The sequence below is a fragment of the Bradyrhizobium sp. 4 genome (genome assembly GCF_023100905.1).
In the GTDB taxonomy this organism is placed as follows: domain Bacteria; phylum Pseudomonadota; class Alphaproteobacteria; order Rhizobiales; family Xanthobacteraceae; genus Bradyrhizobium.
Map to the genome: position 1 here is coordinate 5804791 of NZ_CP064686.1, position 14445 is coordinate 5819235.

13 protein-coding genes are annotated in these 14445 nt (G+C 65.5%); 3 read left to right on the forward strand and 10 right to left on the reverse strand.

Annotated elements, in window-relative coordinates; translation table 11 throughout:
• Positions 1 to 13: 13 nt before the first annotated feature.
• Positions 14 to 1474, reverse strand: a complete 1461-nt coding sequence (locus IVB45_RS27715) for a carboxylesterase family protein (protein WP_247358862.1) — start codon at positions 1472 to 1474, stop codon at positions 14 to 16.
• A gap of 80 nt (positions 1475 to 1554) precedes the next feature.
• Positions 1555 to 1764, reverse strand: coding sequence for a hypothetical protein (locus tag IVB45_RS27720; RefSeq protein ID WP_027519501.1), 210 nt, complete (start codon positions 1762 to 1764; stop codon positions 1555 to 1557).
• Between the two features lie 226 nt (positions 1765 to 1990).
• On the opposite strand from IVB45_RS27720, the gene IVB45_RS27725 reads away from it, so the two are divergent.
• The 3 genes from IVB45_RS27725 to IVB45_RS27735 all read left to right on the forward strand — a co-directional run bounded on the left by IVB45_RS27725 (position 1991) and on the right by IVB45_RS27735 (position 5477).
• Positions 1991 to 4681, forward strand: a complete 2691-nt coding sequence (locus IVB45_RS27725) for an alpha/beta hydrolase fold domain-containing protein (RefSeq protein ID WP_247358860.1) — start codon at positions 1991 to 1993, stop codon at positions 4679 to 4681.
• Positions 4682 to 4810: 129 nt separating this feature from the next.
• The gene (locus IVB45_RS27730) at positions 4811 to 5083 is read left to right on the forward strand and encodes a hypothetical protein (protein ID WP_247358858.1); all 273 of its coding nucleotides are present in this window, start codon (positions 4811 to 4813) and stop codon (positions 5081 to 5083) included.
• Positions 5084 to 5171: 88 nt separating this feature from the next.
• Entirely contained in the window at positions 5172 to 5477 is a 306-nt protein-coding gene (locus IVB45_RS27735) for a hypothetical protein (RefSeq protein ID WP_247358856.1), read from the forward strand.
• Positions 5478 to 5498: 21 nt separating this feature from the next.
• Here IVB45_RS27735 and IVB45_RS27740 read toward each other — a convergent pair whose 3' ends face one another.
• From IVB45_RS27740 to IVB45_RS27775, 8 genes are all read right to left on the reverse strand, one after another.
• Entirely contained in the window at positions 5499 to 5654 is a 156-nt protein-coding gene (locus IVB45_RS27740; RefSeq protein WP_247288109.1) for a hypothetical protein, read from the reverse strand.
• A 113-nt stretch (positions 5655 to 5767) separates the two neighbouring features.
• Positions 5768 to 6283 carry a septal ring lytic transglycosylase RlpA family protein gene (locus tag IVB45_RS27745; RefSeq protein WP_247358854.1) on the reverse strand — a complete coding sequence of 172 codons (516 nt, stop codon included), beginning with the start codon at positions 6281 to 6283 and terminating at the stop codon, positions 5768 to 5770.
• A 94-nt stretch (positions 6284 to 6377) separates the two neighbouring features.
• Positions 6378 to 6599 (reverse strand): hypothetical protein, encoded by a 222-nt coding sequence (locus IVB45_RS27750; protein ID WP_247358852.1) that lies wholly within the window; start codon positions 6597 to 6599, stop codon positions 6378 to 6380.
• A 29-nt stretch (positions 6600 to 6628) separates the two neighbouring features.
• Positions 6629 to 7879 (reverse strand): DUF1501 domain-containing protein, encoded by a 1251-nt coding sequence (locus tag IVB45_RS27755; RefSeq protein ID WP_247358849.1) that lies wholly within the window; start codon positions 7877 to 7879, stop codon positions 6629 to 6631.
• A 2-nt stretch (positions 7880 to 7881) separates the two neighbouring features.
• Complete coding sequence (locus IVB45_RS27760; RefSeq protein ID WP_247358847.1) at positions 7882 to 9333, reverse strand: DUF1800 family protein; 1452 nt, start codon at positions 9331 to 9333, stop codon at positions 7882 to 7884.
• Between the two features lie 167 nt (positions 9334 to 9500).
• Positions 9501 to 12020 (reverse strand): M56 family metallopeptidase, encoded by a 2520-nt coding sequence (locus IVB45_RS27765; protein ID WP_247358845.1) that lies wholly within the window; start codon positions 12018 to 12020, stop codon positions 9501 to 9503.
• Positions 12017 to 12409: a BlaI/MecI/CopY family transcriptional regulator gene (locus IVB45_RS27770; protein ID WP_027570822.1), complete on the reverse strand. Its 393-nt coding sequence runs from the start codon at positions 12407 to 12409 to the stop codon at positions 12017 to 12019. The genes IVB45_RS27765 and IVB45_RS27770 overlap by 4 nt, the downstream gene beginning before the upstream one ends.
• Positions 12410 to 12581: 172 nt before the next feature.
• Complete coding sequence (locus tag IVB45_RS27775; protein WP_256469496.1) at positions 12582 to 14234, reverse strand: NAD-dependent malic enzyme; 1653 nt, start codon at positions 14232 to 14234, stop codon at positions 12582 to 12584.
• Positions 14235 to 14445 lie beyond the last annotated feature (211 nt).

Consider the following 14445-nt stretch of genomic DNA (forward strand, 5'->3'; position numbering starts at 1 on the left):
AACTCAACATGCCCTAACGCCCGAACCGGTCCAGGCGCTCCGACCAGGAGTCGTCTCCGCTCGCGATGCGATCGTTCGTGATCAGCAGCAGGCGATCGCTGCCTGCGGCCGCATCCCAACGCGGCAGGTCCGCACCGTTGGGATCGCCGCTCTTGGCAAAATTGATCCAGTAGGCGCGCATGCGGTGTGCGACCTCGCGATCGCCTCGTGACAGGATACCTGCACCGGGCATGCCTTCCACGCCGAAGATGAACTGCAATTCCCGCCCGTGACCGCCCTCGGGGTTTGCGCGCCGTGCCTCCGGCACATAGGCGAAGCGATAGCGAAAGGTCGGCGCACCGCTGGCGGCATGCAGGCGCGCCAGCAGTCTCACCGGCTCGGAGAAGACCTTGTCGGTGTAGAACCTTGCCGCGCGGCTGGAAGGTTTGGCGAGGTCGGGATAGAGCCTGCGCAGCTCATCGCTGGTGGCGCCTGACGACGCCAGCTCTTCCCGAATATCCAGCTCGCCGTCGAAACCGGTCTCGTCGTCGTTCGAGCCGATGATCAGGGGAATGCGGCTCTCATGTCTGGCCGCGAAGCCCGCGGCGACCTCCTCGCTCACCAGACGTCCATCGATCGTCGGTCCGAAGCTGCGCGGCGATTTTTCCAGCAGATGCTTTTCGACGGCAAGCAGGCGTCGCGGGTCGGCGGTGCGCAAATCGGCCTGTCGCCCCAGCGCCGCCATGAATTGCCGCCCCACAATCTCGGCCTCTTGTGCCGAACGCAGGCGCGCACGGCCGGGAATCGATTGCAGAATGGCTTTCTGAAAGAGATCACGCGATTGCTCAGACAGCATCAGCAGCGCGATCGAGGTCGCGCCTGCGCCACTGCCGAACAAGGTGACGTTGGTGGGATCGCCGCCGAAGGCCGCGATGTTATCATGCACCCAATGCAGCGCCGCGATCTGGTCCATCAGGCCGTATTTGCCGGAACCGTCTTCCGACAGCGCGGGATCGGTGAGCCAGCCGAGCACGCCGAGGCGAAAATTCACGGTCACCACGATGAGACCGGCTTGCGCGAGCCTGGCACCATCGAACAGCGGATCATTCGCAGTGCCGCTGACGAAAGCGCCGTCGTGGATGAACATCATCACCGGCAGCGGGCCATCGACCCCGAACGGACGGAACACGTTCAGCGTGAGGCAATCCTCGCTCGATCCCGGCAGCAACGGCTGAAGACACGGCGCGCCATACGCATAGGCGGTGCGCATCTCCGAACTCTCTGGTGCAGCCTGCGGCGGACGCCAGCGCAGCGGCCCGATCGGCGCGGCCGCATAGGCCAGCCCCTTGAACGAGGCTACCTCGCCTTCGACGGCGCCGAGCATCTGTCCTTCGCGCGTCAGCGCAAACGGAAACTGGCCAACCGGCTGGGCCGCGGCCGAGCCGGCGCAACAGAGGACGAGAGACGTCGCAAAAAGCGCGAACACGGACCGCATCTTCGGAGCATCTCGATGCGCGGAAGGATTTGAGCAGGTTATGTCCGTGGCCCGCTGCGAGGCAAGCGCCGCGGCCGCGCCTAGCTCCGCTTGGCGGCAAGCTCCGCCAGTGCGTGGCGTGCGATGATGCCGAGCTCACCGAGTGTGGTGTGACCGGACCGCGCCGCCTCGATCAGCCGCTCGGCGATGAACCTGCGGCTGTCGTGATCGCCGCCGTGCGGGAGTTGGCGGCACGTCTCCTCCAGGACAACGTCCATGTTCGCTTTGGTCCGCTCACTCAACTCTGTCATGACGCCCGTCGGCACGCGTGGCAAAACAAGAGCATACACAGGTGGATCGACCCTGATTAGCCCGGGAAATCACGGCCATTGTGCATCGCGATGCGTGTGCTGCCGCAACATTCACGCGGCCATGATGACGCCGCAAATGGCTACCGAAGATTGCACATGCCGTGATGACAAGCCGAACCTGCAGCGATAGCCTGCCGGCAAAACAAAACACACGGGAGGAAATGCCATGCCTGATGCAATGGTTGCTGCGCGTGCCTCTGACGCGGGGCGCGGAACCAGCCAGCAGGTCGATGTTGCCGTGGTCGGTGCCGGATTTGCCGGCCTCTATCTTCTCCATCGGCTGCGCAAAGCCGGCCTCACGGCGGTCGGCCTCGAAGAAGCCGGCGACGTCGGCGGCACCTGGTACTGGAACCGATATCCCGGTGCGCGCTGCGATATCCAGACCATCGATTACAGCTACACCTTCGATCCGGACCTCGAGACCGCCTGGACCTGGTCGGAGAAATACGCGACCCAGCCCGAGATCCTGCGCTATCTGGGCTTCGTCGCCGACCGTTACGATCTCAGGCGTGACATTCGCTTCAAGACCAAGGTCACGGAAGCGAAATGGGACGAGGCCACCGGACGCTGGCAGCTCACCACCGACAATGGCGCGCCGGTCTCCTGCCGCCATTACATCATGGCCACCGGCTGCCTCTCGGCGCCGAAGCCGCCGGAGATCGACGGCGTCAAGGACTTCAAGGGCGAGGTTTATTTCACCGGACGCTGGCCGCATGACGGCGTCAATCTCGCCGGAAAACGCGTCGCGGTGATCGGCACGGGATCGTCGGCCATTCAGTCGATCCCGCTGATCGCACAACAGGCCGCACATCTGACCGTGTTCCAGCGTACGCCGAACTTCGCGCTGCCGGCGCATAACGGCCCAGCGCCTTCCGATCGCATGAACCTGCTGCAAGGCGATCGCGCGGCCTATCGCGAGCAGGCGCGCCAGTCGATGGCCGGCGTACCCTATCCGCAGCAGACGGTCGTGAGCTGGCAATTAAGCGATGTCGAGCGTCGTGAGCGGTTCGAACGCGCGTGGGCGGCCGGCGACCTCGTCCACATCCTGACCCAGCTCTGGGCCGACCAGGCGGTGGACATCGACGGCAACAAGATCGTCCAGGACCTGATCCGCGAGAAGATCCGCGCTGCCGTCAAAGACCCCGAGACCGCCGCAGCGCTGATGCCGGACGATCATCCGTTCGGCGCCAAGCGGCCCTGCCTCGATACCAACTATTACGCGACCTACAACCGGCCGAACGTCACGCTGGTCAATCTGCGTCAGGAGCCGATCAAGGCGATCACCGCAAGCGGCATCACGACGGCAAGGCGCAGCGTTGATGTCGACGTGATCGTGTTCGCGACCGGCTTCGACGCCATGACCGGCGCGATCCGCGCCGTGCATCCGATCACCGGACGTGGCGGCAAGTCGCTCACCGATGTCTGGGCGCAGGGGCCGCAGACCTATCTCGGGCTCACCGTCGAAGGCTTTCCGAACTTCTTCATGATCACCGGGCCCGGCAGCCCGTCGGTGCTGTCGAACATGGCGGTGTCGATCGAGCAGCATGTCGACTGGGTCGTCGATCGTCTCGCGGCATTGCGCGACGCCGGCTTCACCACGATCGAGCCGACGGAGTCGGCGCAGGCCGGTTGGAACAGGCACATGGCGGACTGCTCGATGGTGACGCTGCACCGGCTCGCCAACACCTGGTACACGGGCGCCAACGTTCCCGGCAAGGTGCAGGGCCTGATGCCCTATACCGGCGGCGTCGGTCCCTATCGCAGCATCTGCGACGAGGTCGTCAGCCGCGGTATGCTCGGCTTCAAGCTGACCGGTCCCAACGTTGCCGCGCAATGCAATGACGGCGAGGTGGTGCGCCTCCAGCCCGATGTGCGGCTGGTGCTCAACCTGCTGGCGTCGCTCCACCTGCCGCCGATCGAGTCGATGGGCGCGCAAGGCGCCTGCGCCTTCGTCAATGAGTTCAACAAGGGCCGTCCCGCTGGACGGCCGATCGGCGAGATCGCCGACGGCACGCTGCCCGGCGCCGACGGTCCCTTGCCTTATCGGGTCTACAAGCCGGCAACATCAGGGCCGCATCCGGTCGTGGTCTATTTCCACGGCGGCGGCTGGGTGCTCGGCGACGAGCAGTCGGACGAGCCGTTCTGCCGCGACATGGTGCGGCGGACCGGCATGATGCTCGTCAGCGTCGGCTATCGTCATGCGCCCGAGCATCGTTTCCCGACTGCGGCCGAAGACGGCTATGCGGCGACGCGCTGGATCGCCGAGCACGCCGCCGAGCTCGGCGGCAGGCCGGGCCCGGTGCTGGTCGCGGGCTGGAGTGCCGGCGGCAACATCGCCGCCGTCACCTGCCAGCTTGCACGCGATCGCGGCGGGCCGGAGATCGCGGGCCAGCTCCTGATCTGCCCGGTCACCGACTGCACTTTCGACCGCCCCTCCTACAACGACAATGCGACCGGCTATTTCCTGACCCGTTCGCTGATGTACTGGTTCTGGGACCTCTATTGCTCGCCGGCCGACCGCACCGATCCGCGCGCCTCGCCGCTCCGCGGCAAGGTCGCAGGCCTGCCGCCGGCCTTCGTCGTCACCTGCGAATTCGATCCGCTGCGTGACGAAGGCATCGCCTATGCCGAGGCAATGGCGGCCGCCGGTGTCCCGGTCGAGCAACTCAAGGCGAGCGGTCATTTCCACTCGTCCTTCACGATGGTGGACGTGATCATCACCGGCGCGCCGGGCCGGGTGCAGATGGCCGAGGCCTTGCGGCGCTTCGCAGGGTTGCCACCGGAGGTCAGCCGCGGCGACGATCGCAGTCAGGTTCATACCAGCCCGGGGCATAAGATCGCGGCGGCCGCGAGCTGAAAGGAATATCGGCCGGGAACAATTTCTCGGTCATCGCGTTTGGTGCTGTGGCATTGAGATGCAGTAATGGGTGTAGGCCCCCGGTACGCACGATCGTGTGCCGGGGTTCTTTTTGCGTGAGGCGGAACGATGGGGGACGTGGCTGGGGATTCAAAGGTCGATTTTGGTGTCCTTGCGGTGCTGCATAAATGGCCATCGCTTGCGAACCAGCGACGGACGGACAGATCGTCCTACCAGGTGGTCGAGGGCACGCTCGACGAATGCATCTCGGCGTTCATGGCGAAGCCGGCGGCGACCAGGCATCTCTATGAGATCCGCACCATCGCGCAGCCGCCGCTGGTCACGGACATCCTCTCGCCTGAGCACATCACCGAGCTGGCGCGGCTGCGCGAATTTCTCTGATCCTCGCAGAAGCACCGGCTGAGCGCGGGAACCTTCTACCGGTTTTTCCCGTTGATGGTGATCGGAAGCGAAGGCGTGAGTGCCTCAGATGCTTGAAGCCGGCGTGCCAGCCCCTGTCGTGCCCTATGGCGCAGACCAGACCCTGTTCGTGGTGATCGATCGCCTCGACAAGGCGACCGAAATCCGTGTCGAGCGAAGCGATCTCGACGCCACGATTGGCGAGCTCGTCGCCGGCTGCTTCAACGACCCCGTCAAGGTCATCTCGTTCAACACGCTCGAGCACTGGATGAAGGACATCTCGACCGACGTCGCCGGTGAGATCCGGGCGCGCTGCGACATTGATGGCATGACGCTGCCCGACTATCTCAGCGACTTCGTCGAGAGCCACAGCTGAGCGCACGTGGGGTGATGAAAATCAGGCGCGCCGGTACTTGCCGGCGATGACCTCGATCTCGCGGCGGCGTTCGTCCGCGAAGGTCAGAAGCTTTTCGATCGTCAATGTATCCGTGATCCGTTTGGCCAGCCGCTCGGCGCGTGCGGCCTGATCTTCGAGATACTGGATCGTGGTCAAACGCCGCCTCCCAAGAGCTTCAATCTGGAGTCCCGAATGATTGGGTATCCATGGTGGCTGGAGGCGGCTAACAGCCGGTTAAGCACAGCGTTTCGGATCGATGTCACTGCAAATTATTGCACCACGTCGAGCCTGACATTGGTGACGCCCTTGTCGACCATGCCGAGCGCCTCCGCCGCGGAGGGCGAGATGTCAACCACGCGTCCGCGAACATACGGCCCGCGATCGTTGATCCTGACGGTCACGAAGCGACCGGATGAAACGTCAGTGACGCGCAGCTTTGTGCCGAACGGCAGGCTGGGATGGGCCGCGGTCAATTCGTTCTTGTCGAACCGCTCGCCGCTCGCCGTCTCCGTGTCCGAATAGAAGCTGGCGACGCCATGCGAGACGCTTTGCTTTGCGTCGCCGTCGGGGACGCGGGCCCGGCTGGTCGGACGTGGATGCAGCGCCGCCACCCTGTGCGGTCGTTCGACAGCGGCTTGGCGGTGGGTGCCGAGATCGGCCTTCTGGCGGCCGACGGGCGATTGCGCACACGCCGCAAGCGACGCCGCGCCGATGATGGCGAGCAGTATCCGGCACAGGGTTGCCGGCGAAATCCGGGCAGTTTCGGCACGTGCAAATCGAGACATGATGCGCCCTCCGAACGACCCCGAGTTTCGGTGGGCAATGAGGGCAGAACCTTGTCGGAACGAAAGCGCGCCTGCGGCCGCAGCCGTTTCAGGTTTAGCTGTGGCGATTCCACCACACTGGCTTGTCCTGAATCGAGACAGACTCCTGGGATAAGCCCGATACGACGCGCCAGATCGGGCGCGTCTCCGGAGGAACCTCGCCAGGCTCGACGTCGCCCTTCAAGAGCCGTGCGAGTTCGCGCCGATAGAGCCGCCGCCAGCCGGTCCTCAGGCTGGCGAGAAAGTCGAGCTCCCGTTGTGTCAGCGTGCACATCATGAACCCGATCCGGTTGCGAGAGCCCGTCGTCAGCCGACGAGGCCTCCCATCGGCTTGACGTCGGCGCTGCCGGGGAAGACGGCTTCTGCGAGCACCTTCTCCTCGACACGCAGATGATCCCTCAGCAGGCCCTTCAACACTGCGCGCAAATCCGTGGTCGGCTTGAGATCGCGATCCTCGAAGAGTTGCGCCGGCTTCAGACCCGGCCAGTCCGCGATGACGCGGCCACCGGTAAGCCCGCCACCGATCAGGAAGGCGACCGTGCCCGTGCCGTGGTCGGTGCCCTGCGTCCCGTTGATGCGCGCGGTTCGCCCGAACTCGGTGACAACCGCGACGACGGTCTCGCGCCACGCCTCGCCCATGTTGCTCTCGATCGCGGCAAAGGCGCCGTCGAGCGCGCCCAGCAGATTGTAGAGCTGGCCCGAGGCCGCGCCTTCGGCGATGTGCGTGTCCCAGCCGACAAAGCCCATCGCGCCGACGCGCGGACCGTCGAGCTTTGCGAGATAGCGCGCGGCGGTACCGGCGGCTTCGGCGAAATAGGCGCGGACGCGTGCGATGCCGGGCGGCGCCAAGGTTGGATCGTCGGACATCGGATCGCCCGCGCCCGATGCGCCGCCGAGCGACGCGAGCCTCATGCGGGCCTGGAGCACGGTCGCAAGCTTCGGATCGGTGTGCTGGTAGAGATCGAGCAGGCGGCTCTGCGTGTCCTCGCTCGCCGGCAACAATCTCTGCGGCACCCATGTCATCACAGGCGCCGAACCGCGCACCACCAGCGGCGTCACAGAGCCAATGCCGAGCGCGCGGCTGCCGCGCGGGTCGACACGCCCGCCGGATTCCAGCGCGAGCAGCGCGCGGTTGAGCCATCCCGAGCTTGTCATGCCTGGCTTGACGAGCCCGCTCTCCAGCACGTCCTGGCCGTCGAAATGCGAACGCTCGCGATAGGGCGTCGCGGTGGCATGGACGATCGCAGCCTTGCCGCTTTTGTAGAGCCGATGCAGGTTCGGCATCGCCGGATTGAGCGCGAAGAAGGCATCGAGCGGCAGCGCGGGCGGCTTGCCGTCCAGCGCCAGCGCGCGATCGCCGCGCAGGGAGATCCAGTCGGGATCGCCCACCGGCGCAACCGCGCCAAGGCCGTCGAGCGCGCCGCGCAGCACGATGACCAGCAGGCGCGGATCGCGCCCTTCGGCGCGCGCGATCCGCGGCATCTGGCTCCACGCGAATAGCGCGCCGGATCCGACCAGAAGCTCGCGCCGCGTGGGCAAATGATTGACGACGCCCATGCTCACCTCCTCTGAAAATCCGCCGACATGAACAAGAGCGCCAACGCTTGCTGCCGGCTCTCGGCACGGCCGACCGCCTGCTTCACCTCGGGTGATATCTCGGAGGCGAAGACGTCCTCGATGATCACTTGCGGATCGGCCGTGGTCGCGATGCGTTCGGCGAAATTGTTGGCGATGTCGAGCCGCCGGCCAATGCCGTCGATCCAGCTTGCCTCGTCCTCCGGATAACCCTTGGGCGCCGATGGCCGCCACAGCCCTTCACCGAGCAGCTCCTGGCCGCCGGTGAAGCGGACGGGATCGACGGTCGTGATGCCGGTCGCGCGCACCATGCCGACGCCCCACTCGCTCGGACGCTTGAGTTTCGACGGCGGCCCGCGCCACGCCTCGTCCGACGACACCATCGCGATCGCGACCTGCTTGAGATCGCCCTCGGCGTCGCGAAAAATCTTCGCCATCTGCTCGATCAGCACAGGCGGCGGCTCGTCGGCCACGAAATGTCGTGCGAGTTTGGTCGCGACATGGGTCGCGGTCGCCGGATGCGCGGCGAGATCGCGCAGCACCGCGCGGCCCTGCTCAACGTCCTCCTGCTCGTAGCGCTTGCCGAGCACGGTCTGTCCGCCGGGCTCGTGCAGCCGCGGATTGAAGGTGAATTCGCCGCCGTGCTCGGGATTGTCGCCGGGCGGCACCAGCGTCCATCCCGTCAACACATTGGCGAAGCTGATGACGTCGTCTTGCGTGTAGCCGGCGCGCACGCCGAGCGTATGCAGCTCCATGATCTCGCGCGCGATGTTCTCGTTGAGGCCGCGGCTGCGGTTGATGCCGGCGATCGAGTTCGCACCCATCGAGCCGAGATTGTCGAGATAGAACAGCATCGCCGGATGGCCCTCGACGGCCAACAGGAGATCGACGAAGCGGCCGAGCGTATTGGCGCGAACGGCTTCGCGCTCATAGGCGCCGGACATGCTCTGGATCTTGTTGGCTGAGATGCAGAAATGGTTCGACCAGAACCACACCAGCCGCTCGGCAAAGCCGATGTCGGCGGCAAGCGCAGCTTCCGTACGCAGCTTGGCTTCCTGCAAATAGATCGGACGTCCGGGATCCGGAACGGCCTCGGCCGCCTGCTTGGCCGCCATCTCGGCGGCATCCTTGTCCGCTCCTTGGCCTTGCGTCTGGTCTTCCGACATGGTCGGCGTCGCCGCCACCTGCTGCTTTTTAGCTTGCTGCTGGGCCTGCTTGGCGCGCGCGGCGCGCCGCGCATTGGCATCGGCCACGGTGCGATAGGCCTTTGCGCTGGAGGGAAGGCTCGCGGCGGCGTTCAGGACGAGCGGGCGGTCGAGCTCGGCTATCAGCGCGCCGCGCGGGTCGGTTCCGAGAGCCGCAATCGATCCCGGACGCGGCCCCATCCCGAAGCGATGAAGTGCCAGCACGGCCTCGGCCTTTGCAGAACTGCTCATGGCGAATGCCCAATTCTTGCGAGCCTGCCGACGGTGTCGGCGGGAAGTTACGAAGCGTAATGCTACGTAATGTAGCATTCACGACAAAGACCGGCAAGCGGAGATTGAGAGAGCGCCGTCAACAACTCGGGAGCCGCCGGTCCTGCAGATCAGCGGCGGCGATCCTTCTAGAAATTGGGCCCGAGCGCGATCTTCGTGATCGTGCCGTTTCTGACGCCGATGCGCCATTCCGCCGAACCGTTGGCGAACTGGGCGACATAGATGTCGCTGTCGAGCGCGGTGACGCCGCGGAAGGAGACCGCACGCAGCGCACCGAGCCGCGTCAGAATCGCCTGATCGAACGGAAGCTGCGCGCGTGTGATATCGGCGACCTCGGACGTCATGCGCTCGTAGTCCGGCTGCCCCCTGCCGACGCCCTCGATGTAGCGGCGCAGCATCTCCTCGCCATTGGCGATCGGAACGGCGCGCCGCGCTGCGCGAACCGGACGCGCGCCGAGGTTTGAGGCCTCGACATTGTGGAAGCGCGTTTGCCGACCCGGCACCAGGATCTCCATACACCGTCCCGACTTGTCGGCAATCACCCACGGATTGTTCACGGTGGTGGTGGAGGCCCAGGTCATGTTGGGCCTGACGACGCTCTGCGTCCTCCGATTGCCGTCGGCATCGAGATTGAAGACCTGGATGTCGTCGCCCATCTCGTTATAGACCATGATCCTGATCGGCGAGGTGCCGGCGCGACCGCGCACGTTCGCCTCCTCAGAGCAAGGCACGATGCCACCGAGCTCGTCGTTGCCGTCGGCTCTGAAGATGACATCGCCGGCCTTGCCGTCGGGCTCGAGCAGCAGGCGGAATTCGGCCGTACCGTTCTCGAACTTCGCGCCGTAGATGTCGTAGCCGCCGGGTCCGACGCCGCGGAAGAAGATCGATTCCAGCCCGCCGAGCGCAACGAACGTCGCGTGCATTTCATTGAGCTGGCGGTGGAGCTTGGCGGCGAGCGGCGCGCTCATGCGGTCGTAGTTCGGCGTGCCGGCGCGCAGATCCTCGATCCCGCGCACAATCATCTCCTTGCCGCCGACGGCCGGGACCTGCTCCCTGAAGCGATCGGGGACTTCGGCAAGGCGGCGCGCGAAATCCGCTTCGACCGTCTGAGCCACCGCCGCATCGACGCGGGCCGCAAGACGGGCGCCGAAAACCGCACCTTGTAGCAACACGCGCGAGACCCTCGACTGCTTGTCGCGCAGGAAGATGACGAGATGGTCGCCGCGGAAGGAGAAGGCATCAGTGCCCTCGGCAAGGATTTGCGTCGTGCCCTGCCCGGTTTCCTGCAACCAGAGACGGTCGCCATCGCGGCGCACGGTGAGCACGCGGTTCGGCGCAATCCTGTACCAGCCGACATACTGATCGAGCGAGGCAGGTTCAGTCGTCGGCGCCGGCATCTCGGCGACACGCACCGCGCGCACGTCGCGGCCGTTGATCCGCAGCATCAGTTCGGAGGAGCGACGTTCCGCATCGAGCGGGAACGTGATCTCGCTCGACGAAGCCATGTAGGACGCGGTGCCGTCGCTGTCGACCGTCAGGCGCAGCCGGCGCTGCCCGGTGAGCTGGCCGGAGAGATCGTCACCTTCGCGGAAGATGGCGAACACCGACGCCGGACCCATGGCGTAGAAATTGACGAAGGGGCGGTAATGCTGGGCCGGCACCTCGCCGCTATCCGCGGCGAGCGGCGCAGGCTCCGGGGTACGATAGGCGATCATGCCGGCGGACACGATCACGGCCGGGACGATCGCGGCCGCGATCCACGCCCGCTTGCGCCAGCCGACCGCGACCGGCATCGCGGCGGTCGCGATGATGCGCTCGACGCGGGCGCGCACGGTCGAGGCCCGCGCCATCGCGAGCTCGAGCGGCCGCGGGTTTACCGTGCTTGCGAAATCAAGCAGGATTTCCGCATAGGACAGCCGGTCGTCGATCACCTCGATGGCCTCGGCGTCGCTGATGATCTCGGCAAGTTCGGCAAGACGCGCGAGCTGCCACCAGGCGAACGGGCTGAACCAGAACACCGCGCGATTGAGAGAGGCGAGCAGGAGGATATAGAAATCGCGGTTGGCGACATGCGCGCCCTCATGCGCGAGCACCGCGAGCCGCTTCTTGGCGTCCCAGCCGGCAAATTGCGGCGGCACCAGAATGGTCGAGCCAAACGTGACGGGACCGCCGACGTCGCGACTGACGCGCACATCGGCGTCGACCAGGTGCGGACCATTGATCGGCCTTGCCGCGCGCGCGAGGCGCCAGGTCAGATAGAGGCCGATGGCCAGCCGCAGCAGCAACAGGCTGGCGACGGCGACATGGACGATTGTGGCGACAAGCCACCAATTGATCGAGACGCCGCTCTGCGCCGGGGAAGCAATCGCCGCGCCGGGCGCGATCGGCTGCATGGGCTGCGGCATCTCGAACATCGAGATGTCAGCCGGCAGGACATCATCCGGCACCGATACCGGCAATGGCAGCCGGGTGATCGTGACCGTCGGCCAATGCATCACCACGGGCATCGCCAGCGATGCCAGCAGCACGACGACCCACGCTGTCATGTGAGCGTGCGGATTGCGCACGCGAAACAGGTTGAGGCCGAACCAGACGACGCCTCCCAGCACAAGGGAGCGCAGCGCCGCCTCCGCCAGAGTTGCGATCATTCTTTCTTCACTCCCCTCGCCTTCTTCGCCTTGGCGACCTGGTCGGCCAGTGTGCGCAACTGCTGCTGGTCGAGCATTGCATTGTCGACCATGCCGACGAGGACCTCCTCCATCGAGCCGTTGCAGAACCAGTCGACGATGCGCTGCACCGCCTTGGCCGCAACCCGCGCGCGCGCTTCGGCTGCGTGGTAGACATAGGTGCGTCCGTCCACCGTGTGCCGAGCATAGCCCTTTTCTTCCAGCCGGCGCAGCACCGTGCGCACGGTGGATTCCTTCAGCCGACGCGACAGCTTTTCGCGCACAATTTCGGCCGTCACAGGACCATGGGCCCAAACCAGTTGCATGACCTCGTGCTCGAGGTCGCCCAGGTCGGGCAAACGATCGTCCATGGCGGCTTACCTTGGTTTTCGAATTTTCTTGTAGCGCTACAGAGCGTCGCATATACCGCCGCGCCGCGCAACGGGGTTTCTACCTGAAATGGTATCGGATGCTGACCGAACGGGGCTTGCTTTAGGCGGTCGTCATGCCCGGGCTTGTCCCGGGCATGACGATGCGGAGGCTTCAGTACTTCGGCTCGTACATCTGGGACTGAACCAATCCCTTCACGTCGTTGGGCGCGGGTCCGTCCGCGAGTCCGCGCTGATAGGCGACATCGGCGACGGCGGCAGCGATGCGGACCGAGACCTCGCGGATGCGCGGCAGCGCCGGGTAGAGGCTGCCTTGCGCAAGATCGTCCTTGCCGACGCAATCGGCCAGCGTATGGGCGGCCGCCATGAACATCTCGTCCGTCACCAGCCGCGAGCGGCTGGCGATGACGCCGAGGCCGACGCCCGGGAAGATGTAGGAGTTGTTGCCCTGGCGCGGCACGAAGGTGCGGCCGTTCAGCTTCACAGGATCATACGGGCTGCCGCAGGCAAACAGCGCGCGGCCCCCGGTGTAGCGGTAGGCGTCCTCCGCCGAACATTCGGCCTTCGAGGTCGGGTTGGAGAGCGCGAACACGATCGGCTGTTCGTTGAGCTCGGCCATCGCCTTGAGCACCTCGGGCGTGAAGGCGCCGCCGACCGCGGCAACGCCGATGATCGCCGTCGGCTTCAGCGTCCTGATCGCGGTGAGGAAGTCGGCGATCGGCGCCTGGTCGGCATGGGCATAACGGAGCTTGTGACCGGACAGGCCTTCACGGCCGCCAACGACCAGGCCGCGGGAATCCACCAGCCAGTTGCGGCGGAGCGCTTCGGCCTCGGAGGCGCCCTCCGCCATCATGGCGGACGTCACGAGATCGGCGATGCCGGTCGCGGCCTCGCCCGCGCCGAGGAACAGGATGCGCTGATCCTTCAGCTTGCCGCCGTTGACGCGCAAGGCCGAGAACAGGCCGGCGAGCGCAACCGCGGCTGTGCCCTGGATGTCGTCGTTGAAGACGCAGGCCTCATCGCGGTATTTGTGCAGCAGCTTGAACGCCGAGTGGTTGGCGAAATCCTCGAACTGGATCAGCACTCCCGGAAAGGTCTTGCGCGCGGCGACCATGAACTCGTCGACGAAGCTGTCATAGGCCTCGCCCGTGAGCCGCCGCTCGCGCAGGCCGAGATAATATGGGTCTTTCAGGAGCTCTTCGTTGTTGGTGCCGACGTCGAGCACGATCGGCAGACACGTTTCGGGATGCACGCCGGCGCAGGCCGAATAGAGCGAGAGTTTACCGACCGGAATGCCCATGCCGTTGGCGCCGAGATCGCCGAGGCCGAGGATGCGCTCGCCATCGGTGACGACGATCAGCTTGGCCGGATAGGGCCAGTTCTTCAGGATCTCGGCGATCTGGCCGCGATCGCGCGAGGAGATGAACATGCCGCGTGGCCGCTGGAAAATCAGGCCGTATTTCTGGCAGGCGAGCCCGACCGTCGGCGTGTAGATGATCGGCTGGATCTCGTCGATATTGTCGACGACGACGCGGAAGAACAGCGCCTCGTTGCGGTCATGCAACGCATTCAGCGCAACATATTTTTCGAGATCGGTCGGCAGCGTGCGCAGGTTGACGAGCACGCGCTCGACCTGGGTCTCCATCGTCAGCACGCACGGCGGCAGCAGTCCGCGCAGGCCGAGCGCATCGCGCTCCTGCGCGGTGAAGGCGGTGCCCTTGTTGAGCAGGGGATCGCGCAGCAGCGCCATGCCGTGCACGGAATCGGACGATGTCGAATGGGCGCTGACCCGAGCAGGTCTATTCACGAATTCCCCCAGGGAGTTTCTTATTGAAGGGCAGGCATTGTCGGCCAGCGCTCACCTGAGATCAAGGACGCAGAAAACCGCGGCAGGGATTGTGATCCCGCACCGCAGCGAGGTTTTGGTGACAGACCGGTCGTCGTGCGCACGAAAAAGGTTAACGCCGCGAGGCTCTCTCATGGTGAGGAGCGCGGAACGCGCGTCTCCGGACGATGCT

Coding starts and splice junctions, on each gene's coding strand:
- IVB45_RS27745 (WP_247358854.1), bottom strand. CDS start 6,283: ATGTCTCGATTTGCACGTGCCGAAACTGCCCGGATTTCGCCGGCAACC.
- IVB45_RS27765 (WP_247358845.1), bottom strand. CDS start 12,020: ATGATCGCAACTCTGGCGGAGGCGGCGCTGCGCTCCCTTGTGCTGGGA.
- IVB45_RS27720 (WP_027519501.1), bottom strand. CDS start 1,764: ATGACAGAGTTGAGTGAGCGGACCAAAGCGAACATGGACGTTGTCCTG.
- IVB45_RS27735 (WP_247358856.1), top strand. CDS start 5,172: ATGCTTGAAGCCGGCGTGCCAGCCCCTGTCGTGCCCTATGGCGCAGAC.
- IVB45_RS27770 (WP_027570822.1), bottom strand. CDS start 12,409: ATGGACGATCGTTTGCCCGACCTGGGCGACCTCGAGCACGAGGTCATG.
- IVB45_RS27715 (WP_247358862.1), bottom strand. CDS start 1,474: ATGCGGTCCGTGTTCGCGCTTTTTGCGACGTCTCTCGTCCTCTGTTGC.
- IVB45_RS27730 (WP_247358858.1), top strand. CDS start 4,811: ATGGGGGACGTGGCTGGGGATTCAAAGGTCGATTTTGGTGTCCTTGCG.
- IVB45_RS27755 (WP_247358849.1), bottom strand. CDS start 7,879: ATGGGCGTCGTCAATCATTTGCCCACGCGGCGCGAGCTTCTGGTCGGA.
- IVB45_RS27750 (WP_247358852.1), bottom strand. CDS start 6,599: ATGATGTGCACGCTGACACAACGGGAGCTCGACTTTCTCGCCAGCCTG.
- IVB45_RS27760 (WP_247358847.1), bottom strand. CDS start 9,333: ATGAGCAGTTCTGCAAAGGCCGAGGCCGTGCTGGCACTTCATCGCTTC.
- IVB45_RS27725 (WP_247358860.1), top strand. CDS start 1,991: ATGCCTGATGCAATGGTTGCTGCGCGTGCCTCTGACGCGGGGCGCGGA.